This is a genomic window from Nocardia neocaledoniensis (genome assembly GCF_029868625.1).
Taxonomy (GTDB): domain Bacteria; phylum Actinomycetota; class Actinomycetes; order Mycobacteriales; family Mycobacteriaceae; genus Nocardia; species Nocardia neocaledoniensis_A.
The window spans coordinates 61,963-85,044 of the sequence record NZ_JARWOJ010000234.1; the positions used below are offsets into that span (position 1 = coordinate 61,963).

Consider the following 23,082-nt stretch of genomic DNA (forward strand, 5'->3'; position numbering starts at 1 on the left):
CGACGAGAGGACCACGCCGATGACGACCTCGACCGGCTACAGCCACCACGACCGGGCTCGTCGCATCCCCGAACGCGGTCACCCCTACCGCGATCCGGCCACCGTGTTCGACAACGACCGCGGCCGGCTGCTCGCCAGCGGCGCGCTGCACCGGCTGTCGAACATCACCCAGGTCGACGAACCCGACGCCGGGCCGGTCCCCCACAACCGGCTCACCCACTCCCTGACCGTGGCTACCCTCGGCCGCCGCATCGCCCTCGGCGTCGGCGCCGACCCCACGTTGGTCGAAACCGGTTGCCTGGCACACGATCTCGGCCACCCACCGTTCGGGCACAACGGCGAGATGGCGTTGCGCGCCAAGGCCCGCGGCCACGGGCTCGGGTTCGAGGCCAACGCCCAGACCCTGCGCATCCTCACCCGACTCGAACCCAGCCCTACCGGCGCAGGGTTGAACCTGACGCGCGCCAGCCTGGACGCGACCTGCAAATACCCGTGGACCCCGGGCCCGGCCCGCAAGTTCGGCGCCTACCCTGACGACGCCGACACCCTGGCCTGGGTTCGCCACGGCGCACCGGATCGGCGGCTGTGCGTGGAGGCGCAGATCATGGACACAGCGGACGACATCGCCAACGCTGTCACCGACCTGACCGCCGGGCTGCGCACCGGTGCGATCACCCTGTCCCCGCTCACGTCTGCGTCCGAGCGCGCCGAGTTCGCCAAGCTCGCCCACGGCCACTTCACCACCGTGGCCGTCGACGACATCGACGCCCACACCAACGACCTGCTGGGTCTACCCGCTGTCGCTGCCCTCACCCGCCCCGGGCCCGGCGACCCGGCCGCGACCTCCGCGTTGGAGCACACGCTCACCGCCCGGTTCACCACCGCGATCACAGAGGCGACAAAAGCCGGCACCGGACTCGGCCCGCACCACCGGTTCACCACCGATCTGGTCGTGCCCGCCCACGTCCGCGCCGAAATCGCGGTACTCAAAGCCGTGCACCTGCACTTCGTGCTCCGTGCACCCGCTTTGCGGGCCCGCCGGGCGTGGCAGCGCCACGTCATCGACACCGTCTTCGACGCCCTCCTCACCGCCGCCCCCGACCTGCTCGAACCCCGCTTCGCCGCAGCGTGGTTGCGCGCCGACACCGACGCCGCCCGGGTTCGGGTGGTCGTTGATCAGGTCGCGGCCTACACCGACCGGCGCGCGGTCGAGGTGTTCGACACGCTGGCCGCCGACCGTGAATCCGGGCCCGTGGGGCCCAGGTTCGGGAGATCCGGCGTAAGCGCGACGAATCAAGTTGTGTACCAGCACTGTGGCCGATCCGGGCCCCCGATACCGCGGAACTGAACTCCATGGGCGGTCTGGGGCACTAGGTTTGCGCCGTGGCTGACGACTTTCTGCTGACCGCAGACGAGGCGAGATTTCCGCTCACTGCCCAGCTGGTCAAGTGCGCCGACCAGCTCGAAACCGCCTCCCAACAGGCGCTCCAGGTGATCGGCGAGGATGTGCCGCTCGCCGCGCTGCGGCCAGAGGAAATCGCCGCGCTACGCGAAGCCGTTGCTGCCGCACACGGCGCCGGGCGGGATATACGGCTCATCGCCACCGCCGTCCAGCGCCGCGCCGACGGCGGCCAACACCAGCGATGACACGGGTGCGTGGGTCATAGGCGGCAGGCCGCCAGTTCGGTCGCCAGGATCGCGGAGGCCCCGAGCTTCTTGAGGTCGTCCATGGTGCGGTTGATGCTCTTGCGCTCCACCAACGACCGCACCGCCACCCAATCCGGGTCCGCCAGCGGCGACACCGTCGGCGACTCGATCCCCGGCGTCAACGCACACGCCGCATCGAGCACCACCCGCGGGCAGTCGTAATCGACCATCACGTACCGGCGCGCGGTCAGCACCCCGTTGAGGCGATCCAGCATCACCCTCACCGCCTCGGCCCGCTCATCGGTCCACTCCGCCGTGGTGCTGCGGATCAGCACCGCCTCCGACCTCATCAGGGGCTCACCGAAGGTGACCAGGCCCGCGTTCTCCAACGACGTGCCGGTCTCCACCACATCGGCGATCGCATCCGCCAAGCCGAGAGCGACCGCGTTCTCCACCGCGCCTTGCAACACCACGACGTTGGCCGACACCCCCGCCTGGGCCAAGTGCTTGCGCACCAGTTCCGGATACGACGTCGCCACCGACCGGTCCGCCAGGTCCGCCACCGACCTCGGCCCGTCCGGACGCGCCGCGAAATAGAACGTCGACCGGGCGAAACCGAGATCGAGAACCGACTCCGCCGGCGCGGCGGCGTCGTCGAGCAGATCCTTGCCGGTGATCCCCAGATCCAGCGTTCCCGCGCCCACGTACACCGCGATATCGCGGGGCCGCTGGAAGAAGAACTCGATCTCGTTCTCGGGATCGAAGCAGTTCAGCTCCTTGTTCCGCACCCGCGGTAGTCGATACCCGGCCTCGGTGAGCAACGTCAGGGCCGATTCGCTCAGAGAACCTTTGTTCGGGACAGCGACGCGCAGCAATGGCATACCGACAATCCTCACACACCCCGCAACCACATTTCCCGCGCCCACCAGCAACAACGTGGCATACGGTGCGGCTGCGCAGGCCGCCGCACCGTATGCGGATCGGTGATCGTCAAGGTCACCGAGCCCGCCCGCCCCGATCGCTGATGATCGTGATCCCACTGGGGCTGTTGACCACTGCGGCGCCTCCCATCTGGTGAACCATTGCTGCGGCGTCGTGCATTGCGGCCGACCGGATGGATTCGGCCTCGTCGGGCGTTGCCGCCGGATCGGTCGAGGCGTTCTCGGTCTCCGTTTCCTTGCTGCCGAGCAGCTCTTTGTTGATCTCCTTCTGTCGTTCCCGGAGCGTATCCAGCCGTTCGCTGTGCTCGAACGGTTTGCCGAGGCGGAGTTCGGAGCGCTCTCGTTCCGTGCGCTCGGTTTCGAGCCGCCCGGTGGCAACCTCGAGCCGCTTGTCCAAGCCGTTGACAGCGTTCTCCAGGCGGAGCATCACGGCGGTCCCGCCCTTCTGGAGCGTCGCCTTGTCGAGCGTGACGTAGACATCGTCGCCGATGTCGGAGAACACCACCGACACCCTGGCTTCGCGGCCCGTCGGGACGTTGCGGGCGTCCAAGGTGAAGCCAGCGATCTCGGCCACTCCGTGGTCCTCGAACTCCTTCCACACCGCCCGGGGGTCTTCGATCAGCTTGAGCAGCCGGGCGGCCAAGGCGTCGCCGGCGTCGCCGCGGTGGTCGTAGAAGCGTCCGCTGACCTTGGCGGCGAAGGCATCGCCCTTGGTGGGCCTGCGGTGCTCGATCGCCCGGGTGTAGGCGTCGATCTCGGCCTCCAGTTTGGGGATCACGTCGTTGGCGTCACGGATGCGGATTTGCAGCATGGACTGGCTGCGCTGGTGCGCGCGGCGCAGACGTTCGAGTTTGGTGACCTCGATGTCGATCTCGGCCTTCTCCAGCACCAGGGGGTTGCCGCTGGCGATAGCGAGGGCCTCGTTGGCGTTGAGGGCCGCGTCGCCGATGTCGTCGATCTCGCGGGCGGTCAGAGAGCCCTTCATGAACTGATTGACCATGGCCGCCTTGCGCGCCTGGGCCGCCCACATTCGGGCGTCGAAGGTGCCTTCGGTGACGACTCGCCCAACCGCGATCTCCTCGTTCTGATTGCCCTGGCGGATGCCGCGTCCGTCGCGCTGCTCGATATCGGCGGGCCGCCAAGGGCAGTCGACGTGCAGCATGGCGACCATGCGGTCTTGGATGTTCACGCCGACGCCCATCTTGGACGTGGAACCGAACAGGAACTGGATGCTGCCGTTTCGGGCCTTGGTGAACAGCGCCGCTTTGCCCTTGTCGTTCTTCGCGTCGTGGATGTAGGCGAACAGCTCCGGCGGAGCGCCCCGCGCGATGAGCTTCGTCTTGAGCTCGTCGTAGGCGTTCCAGTCCTCACCGGGGGTGCCCAGATCGCAGAACGCGACGACGAGCCCGCCTCGGCGGGCGTGGGGTTGCCCATCCCGGCCGAGGTAGACCTGATCCTTGGCGGCCTGCCACTTCTGGAACATCCAGTCCGCCGCCGCCTCGAGCTTGAGACCGAACTCTTCCTCGCCAATCTCCTGCGGTTCCTGGCGCTGCGGTTCGTGGCGTGATCGCGCTGCGTACAGCGCGACATACCTCGCTGTGGACGGACTCGGGGATTTCGAGTGGAGATATCCGGCAATGGCGGCTCCCTCTGCGGTGTCCAGCGTCGGGCTCCCCTGTTCTTCTGCGGCGCCAGGGGTGAGGCCGAGCGACTTGACCAGCCGGAGATCCAGCGCTGCGGCGCGGCCGTCGGAGGAGATCTTGAGCATGTTGTCCCGGGTCGGGTCGACCGCCCGCGATTTCACCATCTGGGCGCGGTGCCCGAGATCGCGGACGTACTCGAGCTGGGTCTCGGTGGCTGGCACCGAGATGACCTCCGGCGCACGCTGCCCGTCGGCACGGCGGGCGAGCTTGGGCACCGGGAGGTTCAGATCCTCGGGCAGTTTCACATCGGCGGCGACATGGAACATGCGTTGCAGCTCAGGAACGTTGCGGAAGCCCACGAGCCGGGTCTTGAGGTTCCAGGAGTTGCCGTCGACCGACATCTCCAGCTCGGTCTTGGTCTTACCGAAGGTGGCCGCCCACTCGTCGAAGTTGCGGATTCCGGCCTCTTCGAGCAGGTCCGGGCGCAGGTAGCGCTGCACGACGTACGCCTCGGTGATCGAGTTCGCCAGCGGGGTGGCCGTGGCGCCGGTGATGGCGCGACCGTTGTGCTTGTCGCGCAGGTACTCCACGACCATGTGCAGCTTCTGCGCCCGCTGGCTGCCCGCAATGGCGGCGGACTCGATCTGGGTGTCGGTAGCCAGATTCTTGAAGTCGTGCAGCTCGTCGACCACGATGTAGTCGATGCCGGACTGCTCGAAGGTGATGCCCGGATCGGTGGGACCGCCGAGCTTCTTCTTCAGCTTCTCCTCGGACTTGAGGATCGCGTCTTCGATGCGCTTGACGACGCTGCGTTTCGCGCTGCCGGACATCAGTTCCGCCAGGTACTGACGCCGGGGCTCGATCTCACGATCGAAGTACCAGTGCGCGGTCTCGCGGGAGACCTCGAGGCGCTGGAATGACCCGCGGGTCAGGATGATCGCGTCCCAGTCCCCGGTGGCCGCGCGAGCGACGAACTGCCGCCGCTTCTCCCCGGCCAGATCCTCGGTGCCGGCGGCAAGGATGCGAGCCTGCGGGTATGCCTGGAGGAATTCGCGTGCGAACTGGTCGAGCATGGAGTTGGGCACCATGATGGCCGGCTTGTTCACCAGGCCCAGGCGTTTGAGCTCCATGACGCCCATCGCCATTTCGAGGGTCTTGCCAGCGCCGACCGCGTGGAAGAGGCCCACGTTCGGTTCGGCGATCATGCGAGCCACCGCGGCGCGCTGGTGCGGACGCGGGGTGTAGACCTTGGACAGGCCGGGCAGGCTCAGCATCTTGCCGTCGGCCTCGTAGTTGCGCAGCACCAGGTTGTTGAAGCGCCGGTTGTATTCCTCGCTCAGGCGTGCGGCGCGGACCGGGTTCTCCCACACCCATTCGGAGAACCGCTCGTTGAGCTGCTCGGCCTTCTCGTTGGCCGCTTCGGTCTCGGTGGGGTTGGGGATGCGCGCCTCACCGTTCTCGTCCGGGTCGTAGACGCGGATCGGGGCCTGCCGCAGCAGGGCCTGGGCGAGTTTGGGCGCCGGGACGCGGGAAGTGCCGAATTCCTGGGTCGACAGAATGCCGCGACGGCCGCCGGTGACCTTCCACTCCCCCGCCTTGGTGTGCTCGACGGTGATCGTGTCGTCGTTGAGGATCTCGTTGAGGAACGCCTGCACGTCGGGCGCTTCGATCCACACCGCGCCGAGGCGGGCGTCGATCTCGGCCGGCCCGAGGTCGGGCGGGACGACCGCGGTCAGTGCGGTGACGTTGTCGCTGTAGGTCTCCGGGTTCGCCGCAGCCGCCTCGCGGGCCTGATCGAGTTTGACCCGCACGTTCCCCGAGAGGTATTCCGCCGCTGGAACGTACCGGCCGTTGTCGGCGGGGTCGGGGTAGATGAGACCTCGGCATTGGACGCGGGCTTCGTCGTCGTCTACGCCGAGCAGGCCCGCGATGACCGGGAGATCGATCTTGCCGTGGGTGTCGAGGCAGATCGCCACCGCGTCCTCGGCAGTATCCGCACCCAGGCGCGGACTGCGCGGCGCGACGACGCGCTGACGCATGATGGCCATCTTCACCGCGCTGTCGGTGGTGGCGTCGTAGTCCTCGAGGGCCAGCACAACCGGCGCGTGCGGATCGTCGCGGAACACTCGCATCACCGGCGGCCGACGTACGGACATCACCGGTTCCCCGGCGTCGTCGACACGGCCGGTCGGATGCCAGGAGCATCGGTTGATCGCTCCATAGCGCTCGACGTAGCGGTCGTAGCGCTGGTTGAGGCGCGTGCGCAGGGCCTCGATCTCGTCGGAGTCCTCGGCGTTGGCGGCCTCGTTTTCCAAGAGGGCAACCGCGGTGTCTCGCAAGCCGAGCAGTGCCCGCAGCTCCTCGGCTTGGGTGCTGGGCACCTTTAGCTCGCTGTAGGTGCCGTCGGTGTGCAGTACTTCGAATCCGCTCGCCGTGGTGCGCAGATGGCCAGGGAATTCGTTCGGATCACCGGGAGCGGCTGCGGCTGCCCGACGCTCGCCACTGGCCAGCTCCCTGGGCTGATGGGCGATGCCCTCGGACAGGGCGCGGTCGGCGATTCGAGCCAGCGCGTCGCGCAGGTGCTGCTCCAGGTCGCCGCGGCCGAGCACTTCGACCGCGAGCCCACCGTAAACGCTGGTGCCCGCCCGCAGGTCACCGAGCACCATCTCTGGATGGTTCAGGAAGTACTCGTTGACCAGTACCGATTCTGTCTCCCCTTGTCCCCGGGTCAGCGGGAGCTCGGCGGTGACGGCTAGCTCGAAGGGCCCGCCGGGTCGGCGGGCTTCACCGTCGCGGCGGCGCAGGATCAGGATGTCGGTGAGCACGTCGGTGCCCGCGACCCGTCGGTGCGTACCGTTGGGAAGTCGGATTGCACCCAGAAAGTCCGCTTGCGCGGCGATTTCGCGGCGAGCGGCGGGGTTCTTGTTGTCCATCGTGAACGAGCTGGTCACCACCGCCACCACGCCGCCGGGCTTGGTCAGCGCAAGCGACTTGAGAATGAAGTGGTTGTGCATGGTGTGCTCGCCGGCGTTGTGGACCGGGTCGTGGAGGCGGGCCGAGGAGAATGGCACGTTTCCGATCGCGGCGTCGAAGTGCCCCTCCGGGAGCCGGGTGTCCGCGAAGGACTCGACGCGAATGCTGGCGCGCGGGTACAGCGTTTGCGCGATGCGCGCTGTGGTGGAGTCCAGCTCGATGCCAGTCATCGATGCCGCCTCCGGAGCGTGCCCGATAAAGGCTCCCGCCCCGCAACCTGGCTCGAGTACCTGACCGCCGGTGAACCCGAGTGCCCGAAGGTGGTCCCACATCGCCCGAACGATCATCGGATCGGTGTAATGGGCATTGAGGACGGTGCGATTGGCTTGTTTCCAGCCTTCCGCGCCGATCAGGGCCCGCAGCGACTCGGCGTCCGAACGGAACTCTTCGCGCTCAGCGTCGAAGATCTGGGGAGCAGCACCCCACGAGGTCCACTTCGCCAGCACTTCCCGCTCGGCGTCGGTCGGCTGACGGCTCTCGGCCTCGACCAGCTGGAGAGTCCTGATCGCTGCCAGGTTCGCCTCGATGCGGCGCTGAGTCGATCGTGGCACTTCGACCTGCGGAGCTGGCGATTGTTCGGGTGCCGGTACTTCGGCATTTCCGGCGGCGCTGTCGGGCCGGTCGGCGGGCGGTTCGGTTCGGGGGGTAGGAACCGCCGTCGGTGTCGCCGTCGTGGTGTTAGCAGTGCCTTCAGGTGACGGTGAAGGCGGCGTCGGCGTGCTCGAAGCCGTCGGTGAAACCGCGGCGGCGGCCACCGACTCCGCTGCCGGATCACGTTGGGTTTCAGTGGGTGTTCGCTGCTCGTGCGCTCGCTCCGGAGCCGCGACCTCAACGGCGTCCGCGGCCGCGGTGGCGGACAAGGCACTCGCCGGATTCGTCTCCGTGAAGGGCAACCCGAGCCTGGTCAGCGAGGCCCGGAGGTAACCGACTCGACGGGTACGCACCGCGAAATCTGTTGCCCGCCGCTGGTACCAGAACTTTTGCGGGCGTGACCAATTGAACTTGGCGTCATGCAGGGCCTGCCGAAGCTCGAGGTTGTTCTTGTCGGTGTTGCGGACGAGCGTGCCCTCCGCAGTGTGCTCGATGACGATCGGGAGCGGTTCCTCCGGGGCAGCCCCTGGGGTCGCGGGATTGCGCGGTTCTGCGGCAGTCGTCGCAGCGCTGGGAGCGTGAGCTGCTGGCTCGGGGTTCTGCGGGGCGGAGAGAGTTGCCAGGTAGGTCCGAATGCGCGGCATTACCTCGCTGGTCGGCATGGGTTCCGCCAGTGTGGATTGGTCTTCGGCGCCGCCGGTTTTCGGGTAGACGACCCAACGGCCGCCCCCTCGGGGCTCGAGGGAGAAGCTATGGTCGCCGACGCTGACCTGTGCCTGCTTGCCCCCGGGCAGCCCGTCGAACCGTTCCTGCGGTCGCGAGAGCCCGAGTTCGTCGACGATCCCTGCGAGCCGGTCGATGCGGGCGCGGATGCCGTCGTATGTCCCGGTCTCGTAGGGGTTGGCGAGTTCGGCCTGATCGACGAGTTCTCGCGCGCGGGCGAGTCGGCCGGCCCGGAAGTGCTCGGCGGCCTCGGTGGTCAGCGATTTGGCGGCCGCACTGCGTTGCGCCTGGCGGGCTTCCACCGAAGTGGGTGTCTCGTCGTAGAGGTCCGGGTGCGCGCGCAGGTAAGACTCCACCAGAAGCCAGGTCGGGCCGAACCGCTCCCCGGTGGACAACGGCTTGAGCGGCCCCTCGGTCAAGTAGCGAGGGGCGGTGCCGGGGTTGAAGATCTCCAGTGGGCGGTTGTACCCGCCGTAGGAGTACGCCTCGTCCTCGACCTTGCAGCGCAGCGTTGCCAGCTCGGCCGGGGTGAACATTGCGTCGGCCTGCGCCAAGCGGATGGCTTCCTCAGCGCTGGTGGCCGTACCGATGCTGCGGGCGCGTTCCCATCGGCCCTCCTGGGAGTCGCTGGCGGTTGCTTCCCAGACTTCTAGCCCCTCGATCAGGTAATGCCGTTCCCCGGCGGCAAGGACGTCCCCGCCTTCGCCGGCGCGGGGCTCTACGAACGGAGCCGGGCCCGCGCTTCGTCCTGCCGATGCATGATCTGCGCCAGCTGCTCGCGCTTCTGCTCGATCGTCAGCTCCTCGTGATCGGCCAGCATCCAGTTCGCTTCCTCGACCAGATGGGGATACCGGCGATCCCACTCGATCGCCTCCGGGCTGCCGGGCTCCATCTCCAGCCGCTGCTCCACCGCCCGCTCCTCCTGCTGCATCACCAGCAGGTCCCGTTCGGTCTGGCTCGGTTCCGGGTCCTCGTCGGCTTCCGGGGGGGTCGAGTACAGCAGCTCCGCCAGCGCCGATTCCAGCGCCTGCGCTCGCAGGGTGTTCAGCGTTCCCACTCGCTCCAGGTAGTCCTGCCCCGGCACGATCGCGTTCGTCTCGAGATGGGCCGTGATCTGCTCGACCCGCTGGCTGATCTGGTCGCTCAGCTCCTGAAAGAACTCCTCCGGGTCGTCCAGTGCTGCGGTCGTCTGTGGCAGGTACGTCGAGTAGTACGTCCTGACCTGATCGATGATCATCGCGCTCATTGTCCTTTCGGTTGTCGACGGTCGAGGGGGCCGGGTCCGGGTCACCCCATAGAGCCTCCAGGCTGAGCTGGCCTTCGCTCTGCATTCTTCGCATTCGCCGCGCCATGTTCGCCTCCTTGTTCGGCGGCGGGGCGGCGATGGTCACCAGCCCCAATGGTTCCGTTGTAGCTGATGTATCTAAAACATCCGTTTTGCGGTTTCACCTGCGACGGTTGCCGCGGGTAAACTAGGTATGTCTCTAATGTATCTAATGGTGCGATAGATCCGAAAGGCTCGGCGGGGGTACTCGGACCATTAGATGTGGACGCACCTTTAGATACAGTGGAACCCTGCGGCTGCGGTCAGGTGCGACCCAGCGTGCGACGCCGTCGAGAGGAAGGAAGAGCCTGTGGCCGACACACAGTCCGACGCGGCGGGGGGACGTCGATGGAGCCGAGAGAACTTTTCGTGCAGTGACGAGGTGTGGGGAGCCGCCAAGAAGAAGTGGGGCCAGCAACTCCGCCAGTACCCGACCTGGACCGGATGGCTCGAGGCGGCGCTCGCCGAGAAGACCGCGCGCACGCGCCAGAACCTCGGCATCTCCACGTTCGAGCCCGCCCCGGACCGATTGCCGCCTGGTCGGCGCACACCCCCGGATCAGGCCGGCACTCGGCCTCGGCGCTCGTTCAGCTGCTCTGTCGAGGTGTGGCAGGACGCGCGCAACGCATGGTGGGCCGAAGCGGAGTCCTACCCGGCGTGGTCGGACTGGGCCGAAGAGGCCGTCGCCGAGAAGGCCGAGGGCGACAAGCGGATCACCCAATCGGAGTCGACCGAGGACAAGATCTCATCGAAAACCTCATGAGCAGAAGGGAATAGAGGATGGGCAAGCAGTACTCGCCCCCGCCCGTGGTGGCGCCGTGGAGTACGGACACCGCGGCCTACGGAGGGCGCGCCGACAGCGGGCTATGGACAGACGGCGTTCCCGCGCAGGGCGTCAGCCCGCTCCAGCGGGCGCATGCCGGCGAGTGGCGGCACACGTCGTCTGATCGATCAGCGGCGGTTACCCCAGAGTCGCGGGACTGGCGCCGAGACCCGGTTCGCCCAGCCCCGGGATCGGGTTGGCGGCGTGCGCTTTATCTGATGTCGGGCAAAACGCTGAACCTCGGAGAGAGCCCCGCCGAAGTGCGCGCCAGGGAGCTCGACCGGCGAATCCGCACCGCGATCGAGTCCGATTTCCGCATCGGAGTGGTGCAGCTCAAGGGCGGATCAGGGAAGACAACGACCGCCATGGGAGTCGGCAACGCCTTCGCAGCCTGCCGGACCGATGGCGTAATCGCGTTCGACGTCAATCCCGATAGGGGCAACCTGGCACGCCGGACAACGGCGCGCACCGAGTCCTCGGCGTTGACCCTGCTGGCCGGACCGCGGCCGCGGCGGGTGCAGGACGTGCGCACCCACACGCAACTGACACCGGCGGGCCTGGACATCTTGGCCTCGGCAGCCGATCCGGCGACGGCCGACAGCTTCTCCGCCCACGACTACCGCCAGCTGGTCGATCTGGCGAGCGACTACTTCCCGCTGATGCTGGCCGATTGCGGAACCGGGATCACCCACCCAGCGACCCAGGCCGTTCTCGACGAGGCCGATGCGCTGGTGATCCCCCTCGACGCCAAGAAGGATTCCGCCGACGAGGCGGTGGCGGCGGTCGAGTACCTCCACACCGCCTTCGCGAAGGACCCCGTGACCGGGGACCCACTGCTGGACGAACGGGACGAGCGCCGGTGGCTGTACCGGGGCTTGCTGTCCCGGACCGTCGTCGTGATCTCCCATCAGCAGCCCGGCCGGCGAATGTTCGACGCGAGCGCGGCAACGAGGTGGTTCAACCACTTGGTCCACGCCGTGCACGAGATCCCCTATGACCGTCACCTCGACGAGGGCGGCGTCATCGATCCGCAGTTGCTGCACCCGCGCACAGTGCTGGCCTATCGAGAGCTTGCGGCGACCCTGGCGGGCCTGTTCCCAATGAAGTACTCGCCCACCTCCGGGCTGGTGCGGCCCGCACGCTAGCGAACGATCTGGTCAACAGGGATGACACCAACCATGTTTTAGATACACTCGAACCATTAACATAACTAGCGGCTCTGGGTGCTGTGCCCGTTCATGGCCGGCACCCACTGCCAGCGACCAATCCCGAGAGGAAGGAGTCGACGATGGCCGACGCGAAGGCTGGGCCCGAGCCCAACACTCTCGCCGCAGCGGTGGCGGAGACGATCGCCGCGTGGCGGGCGCAGGACCCGACCGCCCAGGCGATCCCGCGGCACGTGCGCCGGGAAATCTCGCGCGCCGTACGCAACGACATCCGCTCCCGCCAGCTGGATGTCTCGATCACGCGCACGCAACTTGAACTGGACATCCTGCACCACCAGAAGGCGGTCGTCGCGGCGGGATTCAAGCCCGAGAAGGAGGAGCAGCACGAGACGTGGGCCCGCAAGCAGGCGGAGCTGAGTGACGCCGCTACCCGACTCGAGCGACGGATTCACGAATTACCCCAACTGAGCGCGACCGACCGGGGTAGGGCCGTGGAGGCGCTGGCGCAGGCGCACGCTGTGCCGGGGGCCGTAGTGCGAGTGAAGTGGGAGGTCAACAGTGCCATGGAAGCGCTCAAAGCTCGTGTCGCGGAGAAGGTCTCCGCGATCCGTCTCGGCATCACCGCCGTGACGCAGCAGTTGCGTTCAGCTCCCTTCCGGCTGGCGCAGTGGCAGGCAGACGCGATGCACAACCAGGCGCGACAGCCGGAAGGCCCCTCGTCGTGGCTCACGCCCGGCCAAGCCGCTGCCCTGGCCGATCTCACGGCGGTGGCGCAGCGCTTCGACAAGGCGTCGACACAGGCACGCGAAGCCAAGGAGGCTGAGACCGATCTCGCGGCGGTGGTGACCGAGTTCCACGAAGCCCTCACCCGCACACAACAACTCGGCATCACCTCCGACCGAATCAACCAGGAACTGCGTGCCGCGCATCAAGCGAGCCAGACCGAACCGCAACGGCAAGGGATGTGGTCGAAAATCCAGGCGGCCGCCCGCGGTCCGCTGACGCCACCCGCAGCAGCAGCCACCGGTGGACGGGAATTCACCTTCGGCGCGGCACCGGCAGCTCAGGCCGCACCGGTGGCCGCCGCGGCGAGGAGGGCAGCGCGATGAACGCGCGGGCCACGACCATCGCTGCGGATCTCGTGTATGCCGTCCGCTACCGGGTCCGAAATCTCTGCGCTGAACTGCGGTATTGCCGCGCGTTGCGACTGGCTCTGCTGGTCAAGGCCGATGGTGCCGACTGGCGGCGTGTGCTGCATACGCTGATGGCGACCTACGACGTCTCCACCGTGCGAGTCGGCGAACACTGGTTCCTGATCGGTCCGCAGGACCCGCGCACCCTTGACCGCCTGCCCGAAGGCAATCGCTGGGCGTGGTACGTGTGTGGTCCCAGCCTCAGCGCAACCGTGAATCCGTCGCTGAGCTGGGAAGAAACCGTCCCGGGATTCTCTCCGGGCACGGCCCTGGATTACTGCCGAGAGTGGGCCGAGGTCGCAGCCACTGCCGAGCAGCGGTCGGCGGCATGATTGCGGCCGGCCGGCGAAACTGCGACACTGCTTTTAGATACATTCGCACCACGCGCAGGTTGGCCATCGACGACGAAAGAGGAGGTCATCAGAAATGTCGCTTCTGCTGGTGTACCCGGTCGTTGCTGTGCTGATCGTGGTCGTGGTGGTTGCCGTCAACATGGCACACCCGAACCCGGCCCCCGCGCGAGGCCGTAAGCGGACGGGGCGGAAGGCTCTGGGAGCAGTGGGTGGTGTCCTCGGCGCAGCCGTGGGCATGACGCTGGCCGGTCTGGCCGGAGTCGCAAAGCGCAGGTAAGCAGTCCCGGCGGACTCGCAGCGCTGGCGCAGGCTCCATTTTAGATACATTAGCTCCATCAGATTCATAAGCACCCGTGGAGGTGGTGCGCCGTGAGAACTGATAAGCCCGGCTCACCTCCGTCGTTTGCCCGGATCACCCGGGCACTCGACGAGTGGGCATTCGAGAACAGTCGCCCGGCAGGACCAGCATCGAAGCGCGGGCAGTGGACGATGTACCACTGCCCGGCGCATCAGGACGATGATCCGAGCTTGGGCCTGATCTACAACGCGGACAAGCACAAGACCGTGGTCAGATGCTTTACCGGATGCTCCGACACCGAGGTGCTGGCCACGGTCGGCCTGCCTGAATCAGCGATCTGGGACCGGCAATGGGTCCGCGCGCCCGGCTCGCCGTCGCGGCCGCGGGCGCCGCGACCGGAAGGGCCGGAAGCGCGACGTGACGCACAGGTTCCGCCGAAGCCCTCGAAGAAGGAACGCCTCGGCAAGGTGGTCGGTCCCCGCTACCAGGCGGCGATCTACCACTACACCGACCACCGAGGACGCCCCCTCGGTGAGGTCGTGCGAATGCACGTTCCGCACGAGCGCGGCACCGACAAGATGTTCTTCCAGCGCAAGATGGATGCCGGCGGGCGTTGGAGCAAAGGCGGGTTCGAACCGGTGCTGTATCACCTTCCCGAGGTGGTACAGGCAATCGCTGACGGCGAAGACATCCACCTCCCCGAAGGAGAGAAGGACGTCGACCGAATTCGGGCTGCCGGCCGGTTCGCCACCTGCAATGCAATGGGTGCCGGTTCGTTTCGGCTCGAGCACGCCCGCCAGCTCACCGGCGCACGGCGAGTAATCATCATCGCTGATCGCGATTCAGCGGGCTACCAGCACGCCCTCCAGGTCAAGCGAATGCTGGTCGGGCGTGTGGGGGAAGTGCTCGTCGTGGAAGCGGCGACCGGCAAGGACGCCAGCAACCACTTCGATCTCGGGCACGACTTCGACGAGTTTGTGCCCATCACCGATGAACAACTTGAGCGCGGATTCCCCGGTGCGGACGAGGCCATCGCGGCGGCCGAGAAGGCCATGGAGGGCGTGTTCCGGCGGTCGTTCGACCCCGAGACAGGCTGGCGGTGGCAGTGGGCCCCGGAAGCAGAGACCGAACTCGGGATCGAGAGTGCGCCCGCGAAATCAGTGCAGAACCAACAGAATCCGGAGACGACCATGGCACAGACCGCAATCGCGCCGGGCGAAGGCGTCCAGATAACCGTCTACACCAAACCGCAGTGCCCGCAGTGCGATGCCACCAAGCGCACCCTCGACAATCTCGGGTTCGACTATCGGATCGTCGATGTCACCCAGGACTCGGCCGCACGCCAGCGATTGCTGGACATGGGGTTCCAGGGCGCGCCGGTGGTGGAGGCGGGAGACGTTCGGTTCTCCGGATTCCGTCCCGACAAGCTCAAGACCCTGCCCGGTGTTATGCGCGCTGATGTGCTGGCAGAACAGGAGGCGGCTACTGCGCAGCCTGGGTTTCCATCCACGGCGGATCGCCTGAGCGTCGACGCGGTACAGGCGTGGGCAGGCCCGTATCTGCGCGCTGCCATGCGGCGGGGGAAGATCCCAGAGGTTGGCTCACCGCAGTGGGCCGCACTTCCCAACGGTGACCCTCGCAAGACTGGCGCGGTGGTGGAGGCCGCCCTGCGCTACGTGCAGCAGGCCAGCGCCGCCGAGGCTACCGCCCCCGTAGCGCGCAGCCAGACCTCGACGGTGACGGCTACCGCCCGCAACGGCAGTGGGCGCCCAACCTTCGCCCAACTGCAAGAGGCCCGGCGCGGGGAACAGGCGCTGCGGGCGGCGAACGGACCGCTGACCCCGTCTGCCGGAGCGCCCGCGGCCGCCGGTACGTCGATGACCCCGGCCAGTAGAGCAAATACCAGCGCTGCCCCGCAGCGGACTCCCGGACGCGGACGTTGAAAGGGGAACGAGGATGAACGCCAACACCGATCGACCCGTCCCGGCTTCTGGCCGGTGGACCCCGGTTCTATCGCCCCTGAAATTTCCAGAGGTCCTGCCGGAGCCCGACGAACAGGACCTCGAGTTCCAACCGGCGGACGCCGTTGAGAAAGCCCCCGAGCCGGCGCCCGTGCCCAGTCGCCGACCTCGGTACAAGGCGCTCGGCATTGCGGCCGCCGTCAGTGCGCTGGGACTGGGTGCGCTCGCTGTGGGGCTCAACAGCTTGGAGCCCACCCCGCCGCCGCAACCCGCTCTGTCTGTGGCCCCACCACCACCGCCAGCGGTGACCACAACGGTGGGCTTTCTCGCTGGCGGGAAGTGCCCGAACACCGCGGAGGGCAAGGTACATCGCGGCGACAACCAGGGCGGTCTGGTCGGGAGCGTGCCCGTCATCTTCGCCTTCCAGCACGCCTACTATGTCGCCCGGTCAGGGGAGCAAGTGCGTGCCCTGGTGCTGCCGGAGGCCCCCGTCTCCTCTGCGGACACTATCCAGAAGGGAATCAACACCATCCCCGACAAGACGAGCTACTGCCTGACAATCACCGAGCTGGAACCTGCGCGGCACCTCGTCGAGGTATTCGAGCGTAGGCCATCCGGCGAGACCAAGACCTACCGCCAGAACGTGACCACCGTCGACCGCGACGGGCGCACGTTCATCGACACTGTCACCAGCGCTGACCGCTGAACCATCGACTCCGGTGCATGCCCGCTAGTTGGAGCGTGGGCCGAGGACCCAATTCCCTCCGATGTAAGGACACGAGATCATGAGCAGCCCGACTTCCCTGCACGACGATGTGGTCGCGTATGCGGCCACCCGGACCGTCTCCTCATCCGCCGAGATTCCCGATAGCGTCGAGGCTCTTGTCGAACAGTGTCAGGAGCGTGCTCGCACTGCGGCGGCCGAAGAGACCACCCTGACCGGTGAGACCTACGCGCCGACCGTCGTCGGCATCGACCACACGATCGTGCCGCTGCTCGCCGCACCGATCGAGTATCTGGTCAGCGTGGTGGTGACCATCGAGTTCCGCGCGATCCTGTGACCGCAGCCGCCCCGGCGGCTGACCCCGGATCGCCGGGACTGGACGAGGAAAGAGATGCCCATCGGATTCAACCGATGGGCATCTTCGTGTACATGGCCGGAGGGGAGGGCCATGTCCCAGAGCAGCCAGTGATTCGCGTTCCACGCGTTCCACTGCTCAGGACCCAGCATAAGCACCGCAGACGATGGGCGGGCGATTCTGTCTGGCGACGCCGATCCCGGGTGGCCCGCGCAGGATCTCGCCCGCGCAGGCCACCCGATGAATAGGCGGCCTCAGTGCGCGCGGCCCCGGTTCCGGGTGTGCGTCGCCGCGGGTTTGGCCGGCGGTGGGGTTCGCCGACGGGTCTTGGCGTTGGTTTTGGCTTGTTTGGGTGGGGTGAGCGGAGCCTGCGCTGCGGCTTCGGCGGTGCGGGTGGCGCGGTGTTGGGAGTCGGCCTCGTGCTCGCGGTCAGCGGCCTCGTGCTCGCGGTCGGCGTCGGCGGCGTGGCTGGCCGCTTCGGCTTCGGGCGGGGGTTCCGGTGCTGGAACGAACGGCACGGTGATGACGGTGCCGTCGCTGTCGACCACGAACACCGTGTCCTCAGCCTCGTCCTCGTCCGCGGTCTGCTTGGCCGCCGCATTGTCCTTGCGAGCCTGGTCGTCAGCGGTATCGGCGTTGCTCTCGTGCTGTGCGGCCCTGGCTCGCGCCTGCTCGGCATCGCCATCGAGGATGCCCGGGTACTTGCGGGCGAGCAGGGCGTCGAAGTCATCGTCGATCTCGCCGACCAACTGCGCCGCGCGGGCTCGGTCGAACGGTGAGCCCGGGTCCGCACTCATGAGCCATTCCTCTGCTACCGAGCGGCGAGCATCTTCCTCGCTGCGGGTGTGCGCGTTGGCTGCTTTCCCCTTCTTCGCGGCTTCGCGCATTGCCCAGGCGGCGAAGCCGCTGGGTGCGCGGATCTGGCCGTTGTTGAAGTCGATCGCGGCAACGGATTCGATGAGGGTGTCCGGGTCGGCGCCCTGCGAGGTGAGCACAGCAAACTGGGCCTCGGCGACATGCCAACGCGGATCATCGAGAACACGATCAGGCACTCGCCCCCGCAGTCGGTCTGCGAGTGGGGTCGGAGTGCGCTGGTCCTGCGGGCCGCTGCCTTGTTCCGCGGCACCTGCGTCAGCGCCCTGGTCCTGGCCGGCTCCGCCACGTCCACGCCCAGCGCGAGACTGGGCGCGCCATCGGCGAACGATCTCAGCTTCGAGGCTGCGGCGTCCGTCGCGTGTGTCGCAGTTGTCGTATTCGGCCACCCAGTTCTTGGTCCACTCCGGATCGTGTTCGGCCAGCCAGCGCCGGGCCACGCCGACGGCGCTGCGGGTGGTGCCGCCGGTGGCGTCGACCCACTTGTTGATGATCTCGGCCTCGTCGAGGCGGCGTCCATCAATGGTGTCGGCGTTGGTGTAGCTCAGCTCCCACCAGCGGTACCAGTCGGCATCGTTCTCTTGTGCCCATTTGCGGGCCTCGGCGAGCTCGATGTCTCGGAGAGTCTGTTGCTGCCGTGGCCGGGACGTGGCGTGCATGTCCTCGACGTTGCGGCGTAGATCGTCGACAGCATCGGCTGAGCCGTCGGCTCGCAGCCAGTCGGCCACCCGGGCGGCAAGATCCTCGGAGCCGAACACTGCCTCGGCGTGGTTGTCCTCCCATCCGGCTTGCACCCCGAATCGGCCGCGCGAGAGTGGAGCCACACGAATTGTCATGCCGGTATCCGGGTGCCGTTCGGCTCGGATGCGGCCTTCCCTTTCCGCGGTGTTCCATTCCTCGGCGTCGGCACGGCTGAATCGGTTGACCGTGTGGCGGTCGAGGACCGCGTTCTTGCGGGCGGCGTTCTCGGCGTCGTCCCAGGCGGAGCGGCCCCGCCGTTCCCGTAGCTGCCTCAGCACTCCTGACAGCGTGCGTGCTGCCAGTGCCATGCGCATGGTGTCCTCGCGAGGGATGCCCATCACGGGCGTTTCAATGACCGGCTGGTTCATCGTCGGTGTTCCTTCCTTGTTGGGCCGGACGGCAGTTCACGGACGCCGCGCACCGCAGGCAGTTCGCGGCGGCCTTCGCCCGGCCGCGCGGTCGGACCGGGGTGTGCTGTGACGGTGGGCGTGTGTCCGGTGCCCGCCGGGGCGCGCCGCGGCGGGAGCTGGCCCGGGACGGCACCGGTGGCCTCCCCGTGCGCGCGCACCAGGCCGGCGGCTTCGCGGGCACTGCGGGCGGCAGCGATGCGCTGGTTCTGCTGGTGCCATGCGGCGATCTCCAGCAACAGTTCGGCGATAGCGAGCCCGAGTTGCAGGCTCGGATCTCGTTGCAGACCGCGACCGGACAGCATTCGGACCGCAGCGAGTCCGCGCGAGACCTCACGCAGTTCGGCGGCGAGTTGCCCGGCGGGAACGGCGGCCAGACCGCGCCGGGTGCGGGCGGCGCGGTCGTAAACCCAGGCGGCCCGGGAGAGCGGGCCCTGGCGCGCCGCACCGTCGGCGATGGATGCCCAACTGCTGATGACGTCCTGCAACTCGCGGGCCACGGTCGCCACGTCGGCGCGGCCACCGCGCACGGCGGTGGTGACCGACCGGACCCGCTCAGCGCTGTCGGCCAGCACTGCATGCGGCTCGCGTGCTGTGTCGGTGGCGGCCGCTTCCCGCGCGGCGCCGGGGCGGCCGGGCACGGAGGCCGACCAGCGGGCGGTGATCCGCGGCCAAGACATATCTGCGCCCAAGTGCCGGCTGGGCGCGAAGTAGATGGGCTCGCCGGTTCTCGCCGATACATCCCCGGGAGCGGCGACCGCCCATCCCTTGATCTGCCCGATGGCGTCGTACTTGAAGTCGATGAGCATGCCCGCGTCGCGGAGCCGGGCAACGAATTCGTCGGCGCTCGTCGCGATGGCGGCGGTCTCGGTGATCATCTGCCGCAGCTGTACCCGTGCCGCAGCACCTGGTGTCGCTCGCAGCATGCCGTCGTCGCCGGCGGCGTGGCGACGCTTCGCCTTTTCCTGTTCCCCGCGTGTCGGGGTGGGTACGGCCGACGGATCGTTGATGGCGGTCATTCGCAGACCGAGAGCTTGTTCCCAGCGCCGGGCGACGCGGCGTACGGCTTTCCAATCGTTGTCGGGGTAGAAGCGTTTGCCGGTGTCGGCGCGCACGAGGACCGCCGCGATGTGAATGTGGTCGTTGCCGTCGACGGACTTGCCGTGGTGCACCGCGATCCACCGGCACGCCCCGGCGTCTCCCGCTTTCGCGATCCCGGTCTCGTGCAGCATGTCCTCGGCGATGCGCCGCCAGGTGTCGTGGCCGAGTTCCCCGTCTTCGGCGCCGATGGCCACCGGCAGGTGCCAGATGTAGCCGTGCTTGGTGTAGCCCGGCTGGCCGGGCTCGGGCTGTTCGGTGGGCAGCCCGATCGCATCCGACAGGGCGGTTACCTGGTTGGCGAGTTTGCCGATCTCACCGGGCGCGAAGTCGCAGTCGTCGGGGCCGACCCATACCGGTTGAAGGGCGTCGGGGTCGGATTGCCATGCTGCGATCACGGTGGGGTTGGTGTGCTCGTTGTACTTGCCCTTCGAGAACAGGTACCGCACGAGCCGCTGCCCGTCCCATCCCCTGATCGCCTTGCCGATCACAGCGCACCGTGCCGAAGCTGTTCAACCAACCATGTGTCGATGCGGCCGTTGATCTTGCGGGTGTAGGCGAGCACCGCGTCCGCGTTCTGGCCGAGTTCGCCGGTGGAGTTCGCGTGCTTGGCGACATCGTTCACATTCCCGGCCACGTTGCCCAGCAGTCGGCGCAACTCACGAACCTCGGCGATGAGGATCTCCACCTGGCCGCTGGTGCGGACGGCTGAGCCATTGCGCTGTGCGGCGAACGCACGCGCGGCACCAACGGCTGCCTTGGCGATGAAGGCGCCAGGCTTCAGCCCGACAGTGGCCGCCGCGGCGGCCACTAGTGCCCACTCCGCGGGTGCGAACAGCGCCTCATGGCGGCGCGTCCGCTTCTCGACGGAGTGAGGCCGATGGCCCTGTCTGCTCTTCGGGGGCACTTCACGTCCTTTCGCCTACCGGGCGCACTGGTGCGCTCGCAGGGCCGGCAGTCGCCTGCCGGGCCAGCCGATGTGGCCGGACCGCAGGTCTGGGTACATCGGCGCCTCCAGATCCTCTGGAGGCTTTAGACACACTCGAATCACTTCGAGTGTGTCTCGCGCCCGTCCCCGGGCGCAACCCAAAACCCCGGGGTTTTGGGATATCTTGCTCACCGGAGAAGGCTGGTCAGCCACGCTGCGGCTCACGGTGAGCTCCACGTGGAAAACGCTTTCGTTCGCTGGGCGGGCGCGGTACGCGACGAGGCCGGTGCCGTGAACATGGGGGCTGGATCGAGGCTGCGGGCGCCCGGCCCCAGCCCGCCCCGGTGCGCAGACTGAACGAACGGGACACCCCGCGAGCAAGGCGCGCACTCCCCGACTCCCGTTCGCATGGTTGACCACCTCCGTTCTGTAGATACATTAGATACACTAGATTCGATCGCTCCATTAGTGAGCGCTGAGCGACGAGAGGTTTCCCATGGCGAAGAAGATGGCGACCGATGCTCTGTCCGCGTACCGGCGGGCGGTCATCGACGACGATATGGAGACGCGCATCGGCGAACTCGCGGTGAAGGTCGGGGAATGGCAGCAGGCGTCCGAGACGCGCCGGGCCGAGACAGCGCGATTGATCGCCGATGAGGAAGCTGCCGAGGATGCCGTGGTGGCTGCCTACGAGGCGGCCACCAATGCCGGAGCCGAGGCGGCCGCGCTGGAACGGATCGGACTCAAGCCCACCGACGCTATCCGTGCTGTAGCGAAGCGGGCGAAGGCCAAGCCTCGGCCGCGCCCCTCACGTGCGTCGACCGCTGCGGCCGAAGCGCCGCTGACTCCGCCGCCGGCGGAGGACTCCGAACTTGAGTCGACCTCCCCGGGCACGCCGGTCACCCCGTCCGCCGCCGTCACACAACCCGATCCGGCTCCAGCCGGTTCCGGCGGTCCGTCCGCAGCTGCCGATCCGGTTCGGGTCGCTGCCGCCGACGCAGGCGCGCCAGCCGCCGCACGGGTGCGGAGCTGACGGCCGTGTCCGCCTCGTACGCCGTCCCGGCCCTGCTCCTCGGCGGGCCGGGTGTCGTGTTCGCCGCGCTCGCGCTCTCCTACCACCGAGACGCGCGACGGTTCCCCGCCACCGGCGAGCGACCCGGCGCGACCACGCTGTCGGCGGCGCACGGCTGCCTCGCGGCGCTGTCGTTCCTGTGGGCGGTGGCGACCATGCCGTTGTCCGCGCCGCGCGCCGTGGTCGCCGTCGGTGTCGGCGCGGCGAGCCTGACCGTTCTGGCGGTGCAGCTGCGGGCGGCGGACCGGGCCGACCGCTGGGAGGCGGCCCTCACGGTTCTGTCTGCCACCGCACCGCTCGGCGAACCGGAGGGATGCCCGGCGGCGCACCCATCGAGCCCTGTCCGATCGCAGGACACGCGACGGCTCGCCGTGCTGCGCCGTCGGCAATGCGCCCCGGCCCGGCACCGGGACCCCTACAGCACCGACTGACTTCTCGCCCGAGACCGATCGGGCGGGAACCAATCCAACTCGCCCCTCGGAAAGTGCGTGACCTTTCGGGATATATCGGGTAATATATGACACAGAAGGAAGCGGGACCGGACACCCCGCCTTCTTCGATCCCACTCGCACTCTACGAAAGGGCATTCCCATGAGTCCTCTGGCAGCGGTTGTCGCGGACCACGATCGCTTCTACGTCGTCTTCTCCGACGTTCCTCCCGCATCCGAGCGGCGCTTCCTCGACGAGAGGGAATTCGTCACCGAGGCCGACGCCCGCGCCTGGGCGGCCGAGGAAGTAAGCGCTGCGGCCCAGCATTCCGGCTCGGCCTGGGACTTCCGGGGCGACCTGTGGCGCATCCCGGCGGGGGTCCGCGTCGAGGACGAGAGCTCGTTGGAAAACGTCCAGGCCCTCGCCAACGTCACCTGGGACCACATCGCCAAGGCCGTGGTGTGGGTCGTCGGCGTCCCCGACGACTGGAACCCCGACGACGGGGACGACGACGAGCCCGCCGACGGGCGCGGTGACTCGAGCGCCCCGTGGGGCGACGACGAAGCCCCCTTCTGACCCTTTCCGTCACCCGAAGCGGGGGGGGGGGGGGCCGGGCCCGGCGGCCCCCCCCCCGCCCCCCCACCCAACCCCCCCGGGGCCCCCCACGACCCCCCCCCCCCCCCCCCCCCCCCGCAACGCGGCTGGACGCCGCCGCCGACAATGCCCTGTCGCTGCTCGACCTCGCGAGCGACGCGCATC

The 23,082-nt window shown here is 68.1% G+C and carries 18 protein-coding genes; 12 read left to right on the forward strand and 6 right to left on the reverse strand.

Annotation, left to right across the window (positions count from 1 at the left end; translation table 11 throughout):
* Positions 1-19: 19 nt before the first annotated feature.
* Positions 20-1,348: a deoxyguanosinetriphosphate triphosphohydrolase gene (locus QH270_RS18335; RefSeq protein WP_280343877.1), complete on the forward strand. Its 1,329-nt coding sequence runs from the start codon at positions 20-22 to the stop codon at positions 1,346-1,348.
* A 35-nt stretch (positions 1,349-1,383) separates the two neighbouring features.
* Entirely contained in the window at positions 1,384-1,647 is a 264-nt protein-coding gene (locus QH270_RS18340) for a hypothetical protein (protein ID WP_280343880.1), read from the forward strand.
* 14 nt (positions 1,648-1,661) lie between these two features.
* On the opposite strand, the gene hisG is transcribed toward QH270_RS18340, so the two are convergent.
* The 3 genes from hisG to QH270_RS18355 all read right to left on the reverse strand — a co-directional run bounded on the left by hisG (position 1,662) and on the right by QH270_RS18355 (position 9,815).
* Positions 1,662-2,528, reverse strand: coding sequence for an ATP phosphoribosyltransferase (hisG, locus tag QH270_RS18345; protein ID WP_280343884.1), 867 nt, complete (start codon positions 2,526-2,528; stop codon positions 1,662-1,664).
* Positions 2,529-2,643: 115 nt separating this feature from the next.
* Positions 2,644-9,132 carry a helicase-related protein gene (locus QH270_RS18350; RefSeq protein WP_280343887.1) on the reverse strand — a complete coding sequence of 2,163 codons (6,489 nt, stop codon included), beginning with the start codon at positions 9,130-9,132 and terminating at the stop codon, positions 2,644-2,646.
* Positions 9,133-9,296: 164 nt separating this feature from the next.
* Positions 9,297-9,815 (reverse strand): hypothetical protein, encoded by a 519-nt coding sequence (locus tag QH270_RS18355; RefSeq protein ID WP_280343889.1) that lies wholly within the window; start codon positions 9,813-9,815, stop codon positions 9,297-9,299.
* A 397-nt stretch (positions 9,816-10,212) separates the two neighbouring features.
* Here QH270_RS18355 and QH270_RS18360 point away from each other — a divergent pair, with 397 nt between their 5' ends.
* The 7 genes from QH270_RS18360 to QH270_RS18390 all read left to right on the forward strand — a co-directional run bounded on the left by QH270_RS18360 (position 10,213) and on the right by QH270_RS18390 (position 16,757).
* Positions 10,213-10,665, forward strand: a complete 453-nt coding sequence (locus QH270_RS18360; RefSeq protein WP_060595244.1) for a hypothetical protein — start codon at positions 10,213-10,215, stop codon at positions 10,663-10,665.
* Between the two features lie 278 nt (positions 10,666-10,943).
* The gene (locus QH270_RS18365) at positions 10,944-11,870 is read left to right on the forward strand and encodes a MinD/ParA family ATP-binding protein (protein WP_280343891.1); all 927 of its coding nucleotides are present in this window, start codon (positions 10,944-10,946) and stop codon (positions 11,868-11,870) included.
* 143 nt (positions 11,871-12,013) lie between these two features.
* Entirely contained in the window at positions 12,014-13,000 is a 987-nt protein-coding gene (locus tag QH270_RS18370; protein WP_280343893.1) for a hypothetical protein, read from the forward strand.
* The gene (locus QH270_RS18375) at positions 12,997-13,416 is read left to right on the forward strand and encodes a hypothetical protein (RefSeq protein WP_060595242.1); all 420 of its coding nucleotides are present in this window, start codon (positions 12,997-12,999) and stop codon (positions 13,414-13,416) included. The genes QH270_RS18370 and QH270_RS18375 overlap by 4 nt, the downstream gene beginning before the upstream one ends.
* Positions 13,417-13,806: 390 nt before the next feature.
* Positions 13,807-15,678, forward strand: coding sequence for a glutaredoxin domain-containing protein (locus QH270_RS34535; RefSeq protein WP_348537671.1), 1,872 nt, complete (start codon positions 13,807-13,809; stop codon positions 15,676-15,678).
* Positions 15,679-15,691: 13 nt separating this feature from the next.
* The gene (locus tag QH270_RS18385; protein ID WP_280343895.1) at positions 15,692-16,402 is read left to right on the forward strand and encodes a hypothetical protein; all 711 of its coding nucleotides are present in this window, start codon (positions 15,692-15,694) and stop codon (positions 16,400-16,402) included.
* Between the two features lie 79 nt (positions 16,403-16,481).
* The gene (locus QH270_RS18390) at positions 16,482-16,757 is read left to right on the forward strand and encodes a hypothetical protein (protein WP_041561525.1); all 276 of its coding nucleotides are present in this window, start codon (positions 16,482-16,484) and stop codon (positions 16,755-16,757) included.
* A gap of 272 nt (positions 16,758-17,029) precedes the next feature.
* Here the strand turns inward: QH270_RS18390 and QH270_RS18395 are convergent, their stop codons facing one another.
* The 3 genes from QH270_RS18395 to QH270_RS18405 are packed head-to-tail and all read right to left on the reverse strand — an operon-like array spanning position 17,030 to position 20,705.
* Positions 17,030-18,757, reverse strand: coding sequence for a hypothetical protein (locus QH270_RS18395; protein WP_280343897.1), 1,728 nt, complete (start codon positions 18,755-18,757; stop codon positions 17,030-17,032).
* The gene (locus QH270_RS18400) at positions 18,754-20,385 is read right to left on the reverse strand and encodes a relaxase/mobilization nuclease domain-containing protein (protein ID WP_280343899.1); all 1,632 of its coding nucleotides are present in this window, start codon (positions 20,383-20,385) and stop codon (positions 18,754-18,756) included. Before QH270_RS18400 ends, QH270_RS18395 begins: the two co-directional genes overlap by 4 nt.
* Complete coding sequence (locus QH270_RS18405) at positions 20,382-20,705, reverse strand: hypothetical protein (protein WP_234012078.1); 324 nt, start codon at positions 20,703-20,705, stop codon at positions 20,382-20,384. The genes QH270_RS18400 and QH270_RS18405 overlap by 4 nt, the downstream gene beginning before the upstream one ends.
* Positions 20,706-21,318: 613 nt before the next feature.
* Between QH270_RS18405 and QH270_RS18410 the strand changes: the two genes are divergently transcribed.
* From QH270_RS18410 to QH270_RS18420, 3 genes are all read left to right on the forward strand, one after another.
* Complete coding sequence (locus QH270_RS18410) at positions 21,319-21,855, forward strand: hypothetical protein (RefSeq protein WP_195029020.1); 537 nt, start codon at positions 21,319-21,321, stop codon at positions 21,853-21,855.
* 5 nt (positions 21,856-21,860) lie between these two features.
* The gene (locus tag QH270_RS18415; RefSeq protein WP_280343903.1) at positions 21,861-22,325 is read left to right on the forward strand and encodes a hypothetical protein; all 465 of its coding nucleotides are present in this window, start codon (positions 21,861-21,863) and stop codon (positions 22,323-22,325) included.
* Between the two features lie 160 nt (positions 22,326-22,485).
* Positions 22,486-22,899, forward strand: a complete 414-nt coding sequence (locus tag QH270_RS18420) for a hypothetical protein (protein ID WP_280343905.1) — start codon at positions 22,486-22,488, stop codon at positions 22,897-22,899.
* Positions 22,900-23,082 lie beyond the last annotated feature (183 nt).